Source organism: Rhizomicrobium sp., assembly GCA_037200045.1.
Classification (GTDB): Bacteria; Pseudomonadota; Alphaproteobacteria; order Micropepsales; family Micropepsaceae; genus Rhizomicrobium.
In genome coordinates this window covers 798,374-814,374 of sequence record JBBCHM010000001.1, presented here as the reverse complement: position 1 = coordinate 814,374, position 16,001 = coordinate 798,374, and the positions used below count along the sequence as shown (strand labels likewise).

Annotated in this window: 10 protein-coding genes; 1 reads left to right on the top strand and 9 read right to left on the bottom strand. The window is 64.0% G+C overall.

Features of this window, described 5'->3' with window-relative positions; genetic code table 11:
- Positions 1 to 7: 7 nt before the first annotated feature.
- From WDM86_03550 to WDM86_03530, 5 genes are all read right to left on the bottom strand, one after another.
- Complete coding sequence (locus WDM86_03550; protein MEI9989091.1) at positions 8 to 796, bottom strand: alpha/beta fold hydrolase; 789 nt, start codon at positions 794 to 796, stop codon at positions 8 to 10.
- Entirely contained in the window at positions 793 to 5,397 is a 4,605-nt protein-coding gene (locus WDM86_03545; GenBank protein ID MEI9989090.1) for an amino acid adenylation domain-containing protein, read from the bottom strand. Before WDM86_03545 ends, WDM86_03550 begins: the two co-directional genes overlap by 4 nt.
- Positions 5,394 to 8,687, bottom strand: coding sequence for an amino acid adenylation domain-containing protein (locus WDM86_03540; protein ID MEI9989089.1), 3,294 nt, complete (start codon positions 8,685 to 8,687; stop codon positions 5,394 to 5,396). Before WDM86_03540 ends, WDM86_03545 begins: the two co-directional genes overlap by 4 nt.
- Positions 8,688 to 8,829: 142 nt before the next feature.
- Positions 8,830 to 9,390 carry a hypothetical protein gene (locus WDM86_03535; GenBank protein ID MEI9989088.1) on the bottom strand — a complete coding sequence of 187 codons (561 nt, stop codon included), beginning with the start codon at positions 9,388 to 9,390 and terminating at the stop codon, positions 8,830 to 8,832.
- A gap of 176 nt (positions 9,391 to 9,566) precedes the next feature.
- The gene (locus WDM86_03530; protein MEI9989087.1) at positions 9,567 to 10,367 is read right to left on the bottom strand and encodes a hypothetical protein; all 801 of its coding nucleotides are present in this window, start codon (positions 10,365 to 10,367) and stop codon (positions 9,567 to 9,569) included.
- Positions 10,368 to 10,710: 343 nt separating this feature from the next.
- Here WDM86_03530 and WDM86_03525 point away from each other — a divergent pair, with 343 nt between their 5' ends.
- The gene (locus WDM86_03525; protein MEI9989086.1) at positions 10,711 to 11,385 is read left to right on the top strand and encodes a 4'-phosphopantetheinyl transferase superfamily protein; all 675 of its coding nucleotides are present in this window, start codon (positions 10,711 to 10,713) and stop codon (positions 11,383 to 11,385) included.
- Positions 11,386 to 11,439: 54 nt separating this feature from the next.
- On the opposite strand, the gene WDM86_03520 is transcribed toward WDM86_03525, so the two are convergent.
- From WDM86_03520 to WDM86_03505, 4 genes are read right to left on the bottom strand one after another with little or no spacing between them, the layout of a single operon-like run.
- Positions 11,440 to 12,351, bottom strand: coding sequence for a spore coat U domain-containing protein (locus WDM86_03520; protein MEI9989085.1), 912 nt, complete (start codon positions 12,349 to 12,351; stop codon positions 11,440 to 11,442).
- A complete protein-coding gene (locus tag WDM86_03515) occupies positions 12,330 to 14,690 on the bottom strand; it encodes a fimbria/pilus outer membrane usher protein (GenBank protein ID MEI9989084.1) in 2,361 nt (786 codons plus the stop codon). The genes WDM86_03520 and WDM86_03515 overlap by 22 nt, the downstream gene beginning before the upstream one ends.
- Positions 14,691 to 14,732: 42 nt before the next feature.
- Entirely contained in the window at positions 14,733 to 15,467 is a 735-nt protein-coding gene (locus WDM86_03510; GenBank protein ID MEI9989083.1) for a fimbria/pilus periplasmic chaperone, read from the bottom strand.
- Position 15,468: 1 nt separating this feature from the next.
- The gene (locus WDM86_03505) at positions 15,469 to 15,867 is read right to left on the bottom strand and encodes a spore coat protein U domain-containing protein (GenBank protein ID MEI9989082.1); all 399 of its coding nucleotides are present in this window, start codon (positions 15,865 to 15,867) and stop codon (positions 15,469 to 15,471) included.
- Positions 15,868 to 16,001 lie beyond the last annotated feature (134 nt).

Here is a 16,001-nt window from a genome sequence, read left to right as displayed (position 1 = left end):
GCGCATTTCAAGTCTCCCTCGATCGCCAGGATGGATTCGTCGGTTGCGGATTGAGGCGCAGGCCGATTTCCTTGAGCAGGTTGTCCGCCGCGGTCTGAAGGAAGAAATGCCCGCCCGGAAACAGCTTCAGCGCGAAGGATGCCGAAGTGTGCCGCCGCCACCCCAGCAATTGCTGCTCGTCGACATCCGTGTCGCCCAGGCCGCCGAATGCCGTGATCGGCGAAACGAGCGGCGGCTCGGCGCGATAGGCATAGGTCTGAACCAGCCGAAAATCCGCGCGCAGCGTGGGCAGCATCAGTTCGAGCAACTCCGAATGGCCGTCCGGATCGAAGGCGTCGCCGTTGATGCGGCGCAGTTCGTCGATGAATCGCGCATGCGGCAGATCGTGGAGCGGCGGTTTGGGATCGGGCAGATGCGGCGCCCGGAATCCCGACACGAAGAGGTGGGCCGGCGCGACGGCGTCCTGGTGCCGCAGCCGCCTTGCGGTTTCGAACGCGACCAGCGCGCCCATGCTGTGGCCGAACAGCGCGTAGGGTTCTGGGCCAACGGTCAGGATCGCGGCCGCCGTCGCGGCGACAAGCGCGCCGATCTCCGCGAACGGCTCTTCCGCGAGCCGCCCTTCCCGCCCCGGCAGGCCGAGCGCATAGACGGCAACGCCGGGCAGCGCCTTCGGCCATGACCGATAGATCGACGTTCCGCCGCCCGCATAGGGCAGACAGACCAGCGCGATAGGCCCATGCCCGGTGCCGAGACGACACAAATCCACGTTCGGCGAAGGATCGTCTGGAGAGTTCACGACGCGCGTCCCGATCGTCCGTTGCGTTTGTTGGCCGACGCCCGCAAGGCCCCGGCGGGCGAAATTCTTCCGATCCCCGATTCCGCCGGCCGCTGCGCGCCGCCGGGGCGACGGTCGAGTTTCATCGCGAGCGCCGCGATGGTTGGCATCTCGAAGATCGCGCGCACCGGCATTTCGCTGTTGAACTCGATCCGTATGCGCGACACCAGCTGCGTCGCAAGCAGCGAATGGCCGCCAAGCTCGAAGAAATTGTCGCGCACGCCGATCCGCTCCACGTTGAGAACGTCGGACCAGATGGCGGCAAGCTGCCTTTCGGTGCGGTTGCGCGGCGCGACATAGGTGTTGACGAAACGGTCGCGGACCGCGTTGGGCGCCGGCAAGGCGCGGCGGTCGACCTTGCCGTTCGGGGTCTGCGGCAGATTTTCGAGCACAACGATCGAAGCGGGCACCATGTAGTGCGGCAGACGCTTCTGAAGATGCGCACGCAGGTCGGCGATCAGAATCTGCATCCTTACGCCGGCGGCCGGATTGGTGACGTGCTGCTCGCCCGCCGCGCCATGCGCCATGCCGGCCGAAGGGAATCCGAAGCCGCGGTGCGGCGAAGACGGTTCGCGGCGCCGAAATACGATGTCGTAGCAGCCGTCGCCGCCCAATCCGAGCCAGCCCACCGCAACGTCGTAGTCGAACTCGCCGCCCAGAGCCCACACCGCCTCGGGATCGATGCCGTCATGTTCCGCCCGTTCGACGGCCCGGCGCAATTCACCCGCGGCCGCAAGGGACGCCGTGGCGAGAAGCTCGAGCGCCTTCATCGGCTTGCCCAGCCGCCCATTCGGAACGCCCGTCACGCCGAGCACCGCAGGCCGCTCGGCCGACAGGAGATCGCGCAGCCGCTCGAGCGTCATTTCGTCCGCCCGCCAGTCCATCCAGCTATCCGGAGAGGACGCCAATGGCGCCGCCTCACGGCGCAGAGTCACGTCATAGCGGAACTGCATCATCTCGTTGACGAGCGTTCCGCGCTTCAAATCCACGGTGACTTGCGCAACGTCCGGTCCGAACGCGTGGAAAACGGCGGGATCGACGGCCAACTCTTTCTCCTGCACGACCTGCCGGTGGATGCGCGCACTCAAGACATCGGCCGAGAGGTCGTCGGGCGCGTGATGCAATTCGACGGCCGTGTGGAATCCGCGCAGCAAGGAGAGGCTGCGCACGTCGCCGATAAAGACCGAACCCGAAGGGGCGAGCAGGCCGAGCGCGCCCTTCAACACCTCCGCGAGATAGGGAGCGCCGGGGAAATACTGGATCACCGAATTGAGAATGATGAGGTCGAACGGTCCTTCCAGGCCGTCGAAATCGGTCGCCTCGCGTTCGAGGAGCGAAACGCACCGATATTTCTCGGGCGCTTTTTCGATTTCGCGACGCACCTGGTCCAGCGCGATGCGCGAGAAGTCCGTTGCGACATAGTCCACACAGCGATCGGCCACGCGCAGCAGAACGAGGCCGGTGCCGCACCCGATCTCGAGCACCCGCTTCGGCGCGAAAGAGAGAACGCGGTCGACCGTCTGCTCGACCCATTCGCGCATTTCGGGCTCGGAAATCGCCTCCCCGCTGTAGGAGCTGTTCCAGCCGATGGTGTTGAACGATCCGCTGCCCGCCTCGGTGCCGACATAGGTCTCGTTCCAGACGGTCTGCCAGCGCGATGCGAGTTCCGCGCCCGGATCGTCCGCGACGTTCGCGCCGTCGCCGTCTGCGGGGACCACGTAGGCGATCAGGCGATTTTCCTCGCCGCCGACCTGGACGACCGACGCCGCCGCTTCGCGGACCAGCCGGTGCTCCGCCAGAGCGGTCTCGATCTCGCCCAATTCGACGCGGTAGCCGCGCAACTTCACCTGGTGATCGAGCCGCCCCAGATACTCGATCTGTCCGTCGGCCCGGTAGCGGACCTGATCGCGCGTCCGGTACAAACGGGCGCTCTTCGCCCCATCGAACGGGCTGGCGATGAAGCTCTCGGCGGTCAGTTCCGGCCGGTTGTGGTAGGCCCGCGCAAGCCCATGGCCCCCCACATACAGTTCGCCGGGAACACCGATGGGAACCAGGTTCTGATCGCGGTCCAGCACATAGGCTTCGGTGTTCGCGATCGGCCGCCCGATCGGCACCGATTTCGCGACCGGCTCCGTCGTTCCCAGATCGCAACACAATACGTCGGCGGCGACCTCCGAAGATCCGTAAAGGTTGAGGATCCGTGCGTGGGGAACGTCCTGGCGGAAATCGGTGAACAGGTCGTAGGACAGCGCCTCGCCGCTCAGCGTCCAGAACTTCAGATGCGGAAGTTCCGCGGCCAGATCGATGCCGCTCGTCAGCATCGCGCGCAGCAGGGACGGCACCAGGACGATCCGGCTGACCTTCGCCCTAGCAAGAGCGTCCACGAGCTTGCGCGGATCCCTGACCGTCTCGTCCGGGAGAACCAATGTTTTGACGCCCTGGAGCAATCCGCCGAACAATTCCCAGATCGAATCGACAAAGCTGAGGGCCGTTTTCTGGCATACGGTCTCGCCGGCTTCGAACGGATAGGCCGACCACATCCATTGCAGGCGATTGACGGTCCCGCGATGCGGGCCCATGACGCCTTTGGGTTTTCCCGTCGAGCCGGATGTGTAGATCACATAGCAGAGATCGTCCGGCCCGGCTGAGGCCGGCGGGTTCGCCTCGCTCTGGCCGGCGAATACGGCGTCGTCGTCCATGCGCAGGATTTCGGCGTCATGCGGCGGCAGGCGCCCGAACGCACGCTCTTCGGAAATGACGATCTTCGCGCCGCTGTCCTGCAGCATGAACGCGAGACGCTCCGACGGATAGCTCGGATCGAGCGGCAGATAGGCGCCGCCCGCCTTGAGGACCGCAAGGATCGCCGCCACCATGTCGCCGCCGCGTTCGAAGCAGATGCCGACCACCGATCCTGGGCCGACCTCCATGAGACGCAGGCGGTGGGCGAGCCGGTTGGCGCGCCTGTTGAGCTCGCCGTATGTGATGCTGGCGCCTTCCGCGACGAGCGCCACGGCGTCGCTATTTCGCGCGACCTGCTGCTCGAAAAGCGCGTGAACGCCGGCCTCGGGAATCTCCGCGCTCGTGTCGTTCCATTCGACCAGCAATTGCCGCTTTTCGGATTCGCTCAGCATGTCGAGCTCGGACAGCTTCGCATCGGGGCTGGTCACCGCGCTTTTCAGCAGGTTGCGGAAATGGCCCGTAAGCCGCGCCATCGTGGCCGGGTCGAACAGATCTGTGCTGTATTCGAGATGGCCGCTCAGCCCATCCGGTCCATCCCAGATATTGACGGCGATGTCGAAGATCGCCATGCCGCGGTTGAGATCGATGGTCGGGGTCCCGTCGGGTCCGGCCGCCGCGCCGCGCTCGGCCTGCGCCGAAAACAGTTGAAAGCTCACCTGAAAGAGCGGATTGCGGCTCAAATCGCGTTCGGGCTGGAGCTCCTCGACGAGCTTTTCGAAAGGGAGCTCCTGATGCGCATAGGCATCGAGCGCCATTTCGCGCACCCGCCCGAGCAAGGTGCGGAACGTCGGATCGCCGGCCAGGTCGGCGCGCAAGACGAGCGAATTTATGAAGAAGCCGATCAGGTTTTCGAGTTCGGCGCGATCTCGGCTGGCGACATAGGAGCCGACGACGATGTCGCTCTGGCCGGTATAACGCTGCAGCAGAACCGTGAACGCCGCGAAAAGCGTCATGAACAGCGTCGTGCCCTCGCGCTGGCTGAGCGTCCTCAGCGCGTCGGTGAGGGCGCGGGGCAGAACGAGCTCCTGAAACGCGCCGCGATAAGAGAGCACCGGCGGCCGCGGCCGGTCCGTCGGAAGCTGCAGCACCGGCATCCCGGCGAGCTGCTTCTTCCAGTAAGAAACGAGTTCCTCGAGTCTCTCGCCCCGCAGGCGCTCGCGCTGCCAGACGGAGAAATCGGCATATTGGATCGCCAGCTCGGGAAGCGGCGAGGGACGGTTGACGTAGAAGGCGTTGTAGAGCGCGATTAGCTCGCGCCAGAACACGCCCAGCGACCAGCCGTCGGAAATGATGTGGTGCATGACGAGCAGGAATACGTTGTCGTCCGGCCCGCGCCGCAGCAAGGCCGTGCGGAGCAGCGGTCCGCGGGCGAGATCGAACGGCCGCTGCGCCCATTCCGCGGCCAGCCGCGTCATTTCGGCGTCCTGCGCCTCCTTGTCCAGCGACCTCAGATCGAAGACCGCAAGGGGTAGAGCGAGTTCCGGCAGCACGATCTGCACCGGTTCGCCGCCCACCGAGCCGAACACCGTGCGAAGCGCTTCATGCCGCTTGACGATCTCGTTGATGCTGCGTTCGAGGATGGCGGTATTCACCGCGACATTGAACGGAACGGCCAGCGGAAAATTGTAGAAGGCGCTGCCGGGCTCGAGCTGGTCGAGGAACCAGAGGCGAAGCTGCGAAAACGACAGCGGAAACGCATCCATGCCGTCGATTTGAAGATTGCGAAGCGGAATGCCGGTCGTCGCCGTTTCGACACCGTCCTCGTCCTTGAGCAGGGCGTCCAGCAGGTTGCGTTTCTCGGCGGAAAAGGTCTGCGCCTTCATGGGCGAATGCTTTCGTCGATGGGCGGCGAAGGCCGCGCAAGCATCTGCCGCGCTTCGGCGTCGGATATGTCCGATAGCGATAGGATCAGCTTGGCGGTCTTCTCGATCGCGGCGGGGTTTGGGGCAGTTGCGATAAGATTGGCGGCGAATTGCGCGGGCGTGGGAAAGCGAAACAGCGTCTTGAGCGGCACTTCGACCTTCAGCCAGTCGCGCACCCGGGAAATGAGCCGGGCCGCGAGAAGCGAATGCCCGCCGACCTCGAAGAAATTGTCGTCGATCCCGACACGCTCGACATCGAGAATCTCGCCCCATATCGAGGCAACGACTTCCTCCAGGGGCGTGCGCGGGGCGGTGTAGGAACCGCCCGTGGCGTCCCGGGCGGCCTGGGGAGAAGGCAGCGCACGCCGGTCGATCTTTCCATTGGGTGTCTGCGGCAGATGGGAAAGGACGACAAAATCCCCGGGGACCATGAATTCGGGCAGGCGCGCGCGCAGATACCCGCGCAGGATCGCGACGAGTTCGTACCCGTCCGCGATGTCCGGCGAGGTACCATTGCCGTCGCGGCGAAATTCCTGCGGCGCGACATAGGCCACGAGGCGTCCGCTGTCGCCGGCCTGCGGCAAGACCATGACGAGGGCTTCGCGTACGCCGTCATGCGCGGTCAAGGCCGATTCGATCTCGCCCAGTTCGACGCGGAAGCCGCGAATTTTGACCTGATGATCCTTGCGGCCCAGGAATTCCAGCATGCCGTCCGCGCGATAGCGCACAAGATCGCCGGTCTTGTAGAGCCGCTCGCCGGGCGTGCCGGGAATCGAATTCGCGACAAACGATTGGGAGGTGAGCGCCGGACGGTTGTGGTAACCGCGCGCCAGGCCCAGGCCGCCGATATAGAGTTCGCCCGCGACGCCGATCGGCACGGGCTTGCGATGGCTGTCCAGGACGTAGACCTGCGTATTGGCGATGGGCCGCCCGATCGGCGGCAACAGGCTCTGGTGCTTGCCGAGCACGCAGGATGTCGTCACCACGGAATATTCGGTCGGCCCGTAATTGTTCACGACGACGAAGTCGCTGCCCGAGGGTGCGGGACGCGTGAGCTTGTCGCCGCCCGTCAGGAGATAGCGCATTTCGAGACCGATACAGGCCGGATCCTCGAACACGATCTGCGCTAGCGGCGTGGGCAAAAATCCGATCGTGATCTTCTTGTCGATCAAAGTCCGGATAAGGGTGGGAGGCGAACCGCGGACGTCGTCGGCAATGACGTGCAGCGAAGCTCCCGACGCGAGATAGGGCCAGATCTCCCAGGTGCAGGCGTCGAAGGCGACGGATGCCAACTGGCTCGCGCGGTCGGACGACGATACGGCGAATGCCTGGCGATGCCAGGCCACGAGGTTCATCAAGCCGCAATGGGGAACCGCGACGCCCTTCGGTTCGCCGGTCGATCCCGACGTGTAGATGGTGTAGCAGAGATCCTCCGGCGTCACGCCGAGGCCCGGATTGACGTCGCTCATGCCTTCGAAGGCAGCCTCGTCGTCGAGCAACAGAGCGGGCGCGAGAACCGCGCCCAGTCGTGACGCGATTGCCGATGTGCTCAAGAGGAGCTTGGCGCCGCTGTCCGCCATCATGAATGCAAGACGCTCACCGGGATAACCCGGATCCAGCGGGACATACGCCGCTCCGGCCTTGAGAACCGCGAGCAGGCTCACCACCAAGGAGGTGCCGCGCTCCAGGCACACGCAGACGAGATCGCCGCGTTCGACGCCCATCGCCAGCATGCGATGGGCGAGCCGGTTCGCCCTGCCGTTCGTCTCGCGGTAAGTCAGCATCTCCGCTCCATCCGCGACCGCAACGGCTTGCGGCCTTTGTTCCGCCTGCTGCTCGAACAGTTCGTGAAGGCAAAAGGGCGGAATCGGCATTTGCGTGTCGTTCCACTCGAAAAGCATCTTGTGCAGCTCGGCATCGCCGAGGAGTTGCAGCTCGGAGAGCCTGGCGTCCGGATTGGCCGCGATGCTCTTCAGCATCGTCTTGAAATGGCCGGCGAGCCGCGCGACGGTCGGCGCATCGAACAGATCGGTGCTGAATTCGAGCTGCCCGCCGATCTCCTCGGGGGCTTCCCAGAGATTGACCGCGAGATCGAATATCGCCGAACCGCGATTGACGCTGACCGCGGGCGCGGCTTCCGCCTGCCCCGCTTGAGCACGCTCGCCGGGGACCGAAAAAAGTTGAAAACTGACCTGGAAAAGCGGATTGCGGCTCAAATCCCGCTCCGGCTGGAGCTCCTCCACGAGCTTTTCGAACGGCAATTCCTGATGCGCATAGGCGTCGAGCGCGATCTCGCGTATCCGCGTCAGCAATTCGCGAAAGGTAGGATCGCCGGAAAGGTCGGCACGCAGGACCAGGGAGTTGATGAAAAAGCCGATCAGTCCTTCGAGCTCCTTGTGATTGCGGCTCGCGGACGGCAGTCCGACGGCGATATCGTCCTGGCCGCTATAGCGCTGCAGCACGACCGCGAACGCGGAAAACAACGTCATGAACAACGTCGCGCCCTCGCGCTGGCTGAGCGCGCGGAGCGCACCCGTCAGGCCTCGCGGCAGCGTCAACTCCTGGACCGCGCCGCGGTAACTGAGAACCGGCGGCCGCGGGCGGTCGGTCGGCAGCGCCAGCACCGGCAGGTCCGCAAGTCGCCTCTTCCAATAGTCCACCAGACGCGCCAGTCGCTCGCCCTGAAGTTCCTCGCGCTGCCACACCGCGAAATCGGCGTATTGGATCGGCAATTCGGGCAGCGGCGACGGCCCGCCCATGTAGAACGCATTGTAGAGCGCGATGAGTTCGCGCCAGAATATGCCGAGCGACCAGCCATCCGAGACGATGTGGTGCATCACCAGGACGAAGACGTTGTCCTGCGCGCCCCGCCGGATCAGGGCCGCACGCAACAGCGGCCCGCGTCCAAGATCGAACGGACGCTGCGCCAGCTCCGCCGTCAGCCGCGCCGTTTCGGCGTCCTGCTCGTCCTTGGGCAGCGCGCGGAAATCCACGACCGTCAACGGAAGCGGAAAAGGTTCGCAGACGAGCTGCATCGGCTCGCCGTCGATGGTGTCGAACACGGTGCGCAATGCTTCGTGGCGGCCGACGATCTCGTTGATGCTGCGTTCCAGCACGGCGACATTGACCGCGAAGTTCAGCGGCACCGCCAGCGGCAAGTTGTAGAACGTATTGCCGGGTTCGAGCTGCTCGAGAAACCACAGGCGCCGCTGCGCGAACGACAGCGGAAAGGCGGCCGCGTCGTTCGTCATGGCGAAACTTTCCCGCGCGCGCGGCCGTGGCCGCTTGCACGGCAATCGGCCGCCCGAACGCGGCCCGTTACGTCGACATCGCTATTCGCCATACCGATGATTTCCAGCGCCGCCCACCCGGCATAAGGCCCCGTCCGTACCGTCACGAAGGCGTGGATGTGTCGCTCTCCGGCGCGGCGCTCGTCGCTCTGATGCCCTGATAGAATGCCGAGAGCACCGGGATGTCCGCGACGTTGAAATTCGCGTTCAGCACCGCATCCTTCAACGTGTTCGCGATCGTCGTGTTGTGCTGTTTGACGTCGTTTTGAAGCTGTTCGCCGATTTCGTGGATCGCCTGGGTGTAACTTGTGGCGGCGCTGGCGACCGCCTTCTGGCTTGTCGTTTGCTGATCGGCGGCCGCCACCAGGAATTTGTGATGCGCATCGAGGGTCGCTTGCGCGTCCTGCGGCGCCTGTAGGACGGCTTTCCAATATTCGAGCGTCGGATCCCGGCCCGGCTGCACGATCTGGTGCAGCGCGTCCAAATACGCCAGATAGGCCTTGGCATGCGCCGTTTGCGCGTCCGCGTAGGCGGAATTCAGTTCCTCCGCGTAGCCCTTGTAAGCCTGCTGTATTTGCTCGTTGAGATCTTGCAGCGACATGGTTGCGGGGCCTTTCTGATGTTCGATCGGCTTGGTGTCCGGTTTCGCGATCGCCGCGGACACGGCTTTCGTGCGAGGCTGTTTGGGTATCTGCATTGTTGCGTCCTTTCAGAAGAGGCCGCCGATACATTCGCCCGCGCCTTCGAGCGAGCTGCGACCTCTATCGTTGTTGCGACCGTACTGAACGATGCTCAATTACCAATCTTGTCGACGCGATTGCCGCGCGGGAAATATCGCGGCTATCCCGACGCAGACAGCTTCGACAACAACTCGGGTTGCGGGCGGATCAATTTGGCCGTCCGAAAGTCGCCGCCCGTCTTGACGACACTCTTTTGCCAACTGGTCTGATCGGTCCTGCGCCGCTCGCGCCTGCTGCCGACCCTCGGGCGCGTGGAAAAGGCCGGCGGCTGGCCAGGCGCGGTGACCAGCTGCCACCCGGCATAATAGGAGAGATTGCAGCACATCGCGTATCCGCCGGGGAGCAGCTCGAAGGGCTGCTTCATGTGCAGCTTGAAATCGAACGGGCCGCCCGATGCGGCGGCGCCGGCATCGAACCAGGCCGGCAGGCAAAAATCGGATACGAGCTGATCGCCGATCTTGTAGCCGAACTGGTCGGCCTGACAGGCGTCGCAGTTTTCGTAGGCATAGAGATAAGTGCCATAGGCCCCCGGCGCGAGCGCGGTCAGGCAGTCGAACGGGTCGGCCAGCATTTCGAGAATTTCGTGGCTGAGCAGGACCGTCCAGTCCTGCCCCGATTTCCTGGCGGTTTCCACGAACACCTTGGCGATCGGCAGACCCTGCGAGGTCAGATCGTGATAACCCAGCGCGCCGCCGAGATCGGAGTTGTCCAGGATCACCACCCACCAGGCGCCGGTGGGCGGGGCTTGGCCGGAGGCGACGATCGCCAGATCCGCACCCACGCCCCAGGCGGGCGCGAAGTCGCGGCGCACCTGGACTTGCAGCGCGGCCGTTGATGCAAGTACTTCTTCGGCGTCCACGAGTGTACTTGCGTTTACAACGGCTATCGGAATGGTCAGCACGCGCGACTCTTTCAAAGAATCGTCCAAACCCGTCGTCATCCACACACGAACATGTATGCGGACTTGTCAGATGACAGAAACTATTGGGTCCGAACGACTACATCGTGGCTAGCACGCGCCCGTGACTGGAATAGTAGAGATTTTTTCCCCCAATACAACTGTCCATGGTATTGTACAGCACGAAATATTTTGTACGAATATTATAACTGCGGAACGACCGTCTTTACTGCTTGCGAAGACAATTGATTATTGTATCGGGGTCGATGTCATGCGGAGATCCGGTGTAGCGCCGATGACATATCGCTTCGCACCAGATCCCGTCGGAGCATCTTCCGGCTCCCGATTGACCGCGATCGTGCAAACGGAATTCTTCGCGAATACCGGCGTCGTTTGTGGGGTTTTGCCGTTTGTCCCGCCTCTCCACTCCACGGACAGGCAATCCCGGCGTGCGGCCACGGAGGTCCGGTTCCGTGCCGGGCGCCGCCTGACCGCCGAAGTATTGGCACAGCTTGGGGCCGGCCGGTGCGACGTCGCCCAGAACGCCGACCGCTCGCCTGCCTGGCCGCGGGGCTTCATCGGATCCATCAGCCATTCGGACGGGTTCGTCTATGCCGCGGCGGCTCGCCGCGCGGACGTGCGCGGAGTCGGGATTGACGTCGAGTCCGTCATGTCGCCCCAGGCCGCCGGCGAAATCGCGTCGCTATGCTTCAACGCAGCGGAAGCGAGCCTCATGCAGCGCGCGGATGCGTTGCCGCGCCCGACGCTGACGGCCTGCTTTTCCGCCAAAGAAGCGCTGTTCAAATGTCTCTACCCGATCGCAAGACGCATGTTCGACTTCACGGACGCCGAAGTGGTCGGTTTCGATTCCGCCGCCGGTTCCTTCTCCCTTCGCCTGCTGACCGACCTGTCGGACGAATTCCGGGCCGGCCTCACATTCCGGGGCAAGCACCTGTGGGCCGGAGAACAGGTCTTCACGGCGGTTATCCTATTGCCGACGGCGGACAGCCGATGTCGTTAGAAAGCCGACCATTCGGCAAGAACCGACCTCGCGGCGGCTGCCAGCGGGTTGCAATTAGTAAGCGATCGTTGCGATGACCGTGTCCGCATAGGAACCTGGGCGTCGATTCTGTCCGGCGGGAATTCGTCCGTAAACGGAGAGACTTTGGGTAGAACCCGTGCCTTGGCCGACAAGGGTGTCGGTCCCGACCGTATTGCCCCAATTGATGCTTCGCGTGCTGTCCCTGAATATCGCATAGTTCAGCGTTTCCGCGCCCGGACCCGTCATGGCGCGTGTGCGCACGGTCGCGCCCGGCGCCAGCCCGACGGATAGGCCCACATTGTAAGGCGTCGTGTTGGTGCAGGTCACCGTGAGCGTTCCCGTCGTGTCCTTCTGCACGGCCATATAGTTGCCGAACGCCAATGGAGTGGCCGAGATCGTGCAGGCGGCCTGGACCACCGCGACGACGCCAAAGGTGAAGGTGGTCAACGGGGACGTATTGAACACGGTGACGGTGATCGTGTCCTGATAGGTTCCCGGTGCGACAAACTGATTTGCCGGGATCTGCGCATAGACGGGAACCGACTGTGCCCCGCCGGTGCCGATGCCGGATTTCGCGTCGCCCCTGTTGGTGTTGCCCCAGTTCACCGTATAGGCGGAATCCTGGAATACCCTATAGTTCAGCGTGGCGCCGTTTGGCCCGGTCATCTTGCGCAGCGTCGTGGTCGCGCCGCTGCCGGTGCCGGCGGAAAATCCGATGCTGTAGGAGAAATTCCGCGGACAGGTGATCGAACCCGGGGTCGTGCCCGCGCTCAGCAACACTCCGCGATATAAGCCCAAATTGTCCGTCCCGAACGAGCCGCTGCAGCTCACCGCCGATGCCGTGGATGGCATCATCAGCAGCAAGAGCAATGCCGCGCCCACCATCCGCCACGCCGCCGCAGCGACGGACCAGGTTTTCTGTTTCATGGCGCGCCCATCCGGCATGACAGCGGCCCGATCTTGGGGATGTCGCCGCGTATCGGCTTGTAGTCGAAGGCGATCCTACAACTCATTCCGTCCAGCCGTTCGACCTCTATCACGTTATGAGCTTGCAAATTTTCGACATAGGCATCGCCGTCATACCCGACGGGATAGCCGGTTCCCGTCGCCAACAGCGTAACCTTGCTCCCGACCGGCATCGGTTTGCCGCCCTCGTCCACCAATTTCAGCAGGGCGCCATGGTTGAACTTGACCTGGAAATCGACCACGACCCCTGACCGGTCCTGCGGGCGGATTTCCAGCGCGGTCGTGTCGATCGTCGCGTCGGGCGGGATATCGCTGGGATCGATGGCGAGATGGTTGATTTCGAACGAACGCAGGTCCGGCACGACCAGCAGCCCTCTATGGTTCGTGGTCCCGGCGTCGCGATTTTCCTGCAGGACGTGAACGTCCGGCACGTTGCCGGTCTTGACGAGAGCGAAGCTGTCCGGAATGGGGTTGGAGCCGAAATAGTTGCCTTCGACCAACGAGAATGCCCCCTGGGTCTCCACCTGGACCTGCGTCTGACCGGCATTTTGGTCGACGCCGACGGAGTACAGGCGGTAGGGCGATTTGTATTGCACCTCCCCGAACGCATGGGTGCCCTCGCCTTCGGAGGCGTAGGCCTGATAGCCCCAATCGCCGACGTCGGACGCCGATTGCTGCGCCTGTATCTGCGCGAAGCCCCCGCCCGACGGGCTGCCGCCGACGCTGGCGCTGGCGGAGCTGCGGGGCCCCAGCGGCAGCGTCAGGCTCAGCAATGCCCCGCTGCCGCTATCGCTGGCGAAATTGTGAAACGCCGTGGCGCTGAGCGAGATGTCTTGGATCTGGATCGAATAGCTCGCGGACAACAGCCGCGCGGGCCGATCGCGATCGACAATACCGAGCGTTCCGTTCGATGGATCGTTGATCGACTGAGACGACAGCGGGTTGGATCCAGGCACCGGCGTGGCGGCCTGGTCGATGCGGGCATAGGCGATTCCGAGCGCGCCATACGACCCCAAAGTGATGCCCAAGGTCGCGGTGAGCTGCAATCGCGGCACGGGGTCGCCGTTCATCGCCGCGATGTCGAGATAGTTCTTGTCGGCGTAGATGGCCGTGCCGGAATAGCTGAAGTCCGTTCCGAGATGCTGGATGCCGAGGGCTATCTGCATTCCGGTGTGGCCGAGACCATGGCTGACGGAGGTGGCGGCGTCGAGAACCGCCCAGTTGAAGGCGTTCCAATTGATGCCACCGCCCGCCATGTACATGCCGGACGTCGCTTCCGCACCGGCCTCCACGGTCAAATCGTCGGTCAGGCCGCGGCGATACACGGCGCTGCCCGCCAGCGCGCCATAATCGTTGCTGAGCACGCCGAAATAGCGCCGCACAAAACCGCCTTGTAGCGCGAATGTCTCAAGGCCGGGCGCGAGCAAAGTGGGCGCGACATAAATGGACGCCGTCGACGTTATTTGATTGCCCAGGGCGTTCGTCAGCGTCATGGAAATATCGCCGGCCCCGGTGACCATCGGCAGATTGGGAACTTCGAAAGGGCCAGGTTGGACCTGGCTCGACAGCACATGGGCGCCGTTGGCGAACACGTCCAGGGTCGACGGCACCGCCGCCGCGCCGGCCAATGTCGGCAGCGGGAACGTCACCAGATCCGGCTTCATGCTGAAGTCCGATCGCATCTGGGCGCCGGCAAAGCGAACCGAACGCATCCAGCTCAAATCATCGGTGACGAAATCGCCGATCATGTAGCGGCGCAGCGTATCGACATCGGAATATTCCGCCGTCGAATCGAGACGGATGACCGTCGTGCCGGCACCGTAGCCGTTGCCCGCCACGGCGCGAACGAGAAGCCCGGAATTGACCACCCCCCACAGCGAAAACCCGCGCAGGTCGAACAGGCCGGTCGCCTGCTTCTCGCCTCCGGAAATGCTGCCCTGGACATCGTAGTTCAATGTCAGGCCAGTACCGCTCTGGATGCTCACATCGCCGGTCGGGCCGCCCTCGGTCTCCAACTGCTTCGGCAATCGCCGGTCATTCGCCGCGGTGACATAAATTCTCTGGTTCGCCATATCGAGCCGCCAGGTCACCCCCGGCAAGAGCGCCAGAGGAATAAGATCATCCGGCTGGGCGATCAGGGAGGGCGGAACCTGGAACGCGAGATAGCTGAGCTCGCTCCGCCGCGTGAACAGCGCGTCGTCGCGCAGCGTGAACTGCCCGATGACCCCGATGGCATAGCCGTTGACATAGACGTCGAGCAGAAGCTTCTGGTCGGCCGCCTCGGCCGGTTGCAGTATTGCCGCGAACGCGAGTGTCATGATCCCCGTGAGGAACGGTCGCGGCAAGCCTTGCATCGGCCACTAGGGACGCTCAACGACGATTGGGACGTCCTCGACAATGTCGTGGTCCACGCCATGCGCCGTGAGGTGCAGGCTGTTGCCGGTCGCGGGCAGAGAGTCCGAAGCGATGGCCCAACGACGCGTGGTCCCCGCGAGCAGATACGGCGACGGTCCGGATCGCACGTTCAATTTGGCGCCGTCGCCCGTCGTCGTCAGCTGCATGTCGCGCAGCATTTCGTGGGCCGTGCCGGTGTTGTCCGCGACGAGATAGGATTGCCCGGACGCGGATTTTTCCACGCGAAACGCCAAATGCGGCGCCACCCTGACGGGCGGAGGAGCGAACACCGGAATGGACAGGCGCAGGGCTATGCGCACGGTTCCCGGCGCCGCGGCCGGCGGAATCTGGTCGAGCAGGATGCGATAGGTCGCCTCCTTGCCCGCCGCCGGGTTACGCAGGACCACGCGGACGACCTGCGTGGCGCCGGGAGCGATGGTCGCGAGCGGCGGACTGGCCAGGACGTCGTCGGAAGCCGTCAGTTGCTCCTCGCCGTTGACCTGCGTCCAAGTGAAGGCGCGAATCTGCACCGCGTTTTCGACGCTGCCCTGATTGATGATGGTGAGCGTCGTGGCCTGCTGTCCCGGCAGCATCTGAATGCTGACCGGCAGCACCGTGATCGATTGCGCTTGCGCCGATCCGGCGGCGCAAATCAGGAAGAACGTGGCGACGATCGTTGCCGCAATTCGTTGCTTTTCCATTTTAGTAGGTCACCGTTGCCGTGACCGTATCGTTGTAGGCGCCCGGCGCGGTATACAGACCGCCCGCGATGCGTCCATAAACGGTCAGGGTTTGTACAGAGCCCGTGCCAGTACCTGGAACGGTGTCGGTCGCGATAGTCTGACCCCAGTTAGCGGTCCGGACGGCATCCGAGAACATCGCGTAGGGCAGAGTCGCCGCCGACGGACCCGTCATCGCCCGCGTCGTCACCGTCGCGCCGGTCGCAAGACCGACGCCCAGACCGACATTGTAGGGCGTGGTGTTGGTGCAGGTGAGCGTCAAGGTGGCGGTCGAGTCCGACTGGACGCCGGTATAATTGCCGAACGCCAATGGGCTGGCCGAAACCACGCAAGTTGCGACGACGGTTGCCGAGACAGCCACCGAAGCGGTCGTCGTCGCGGCCAACGCGGAAGCCGCGGGCAGAACGACAAGAAGCGCCGCGCTCAGAAATTTCGCGCCGGCGCCTTTCAGCCTCCGGGATCGCGGTCGCCAGCCGTGCCAAACCGAGACAAGTG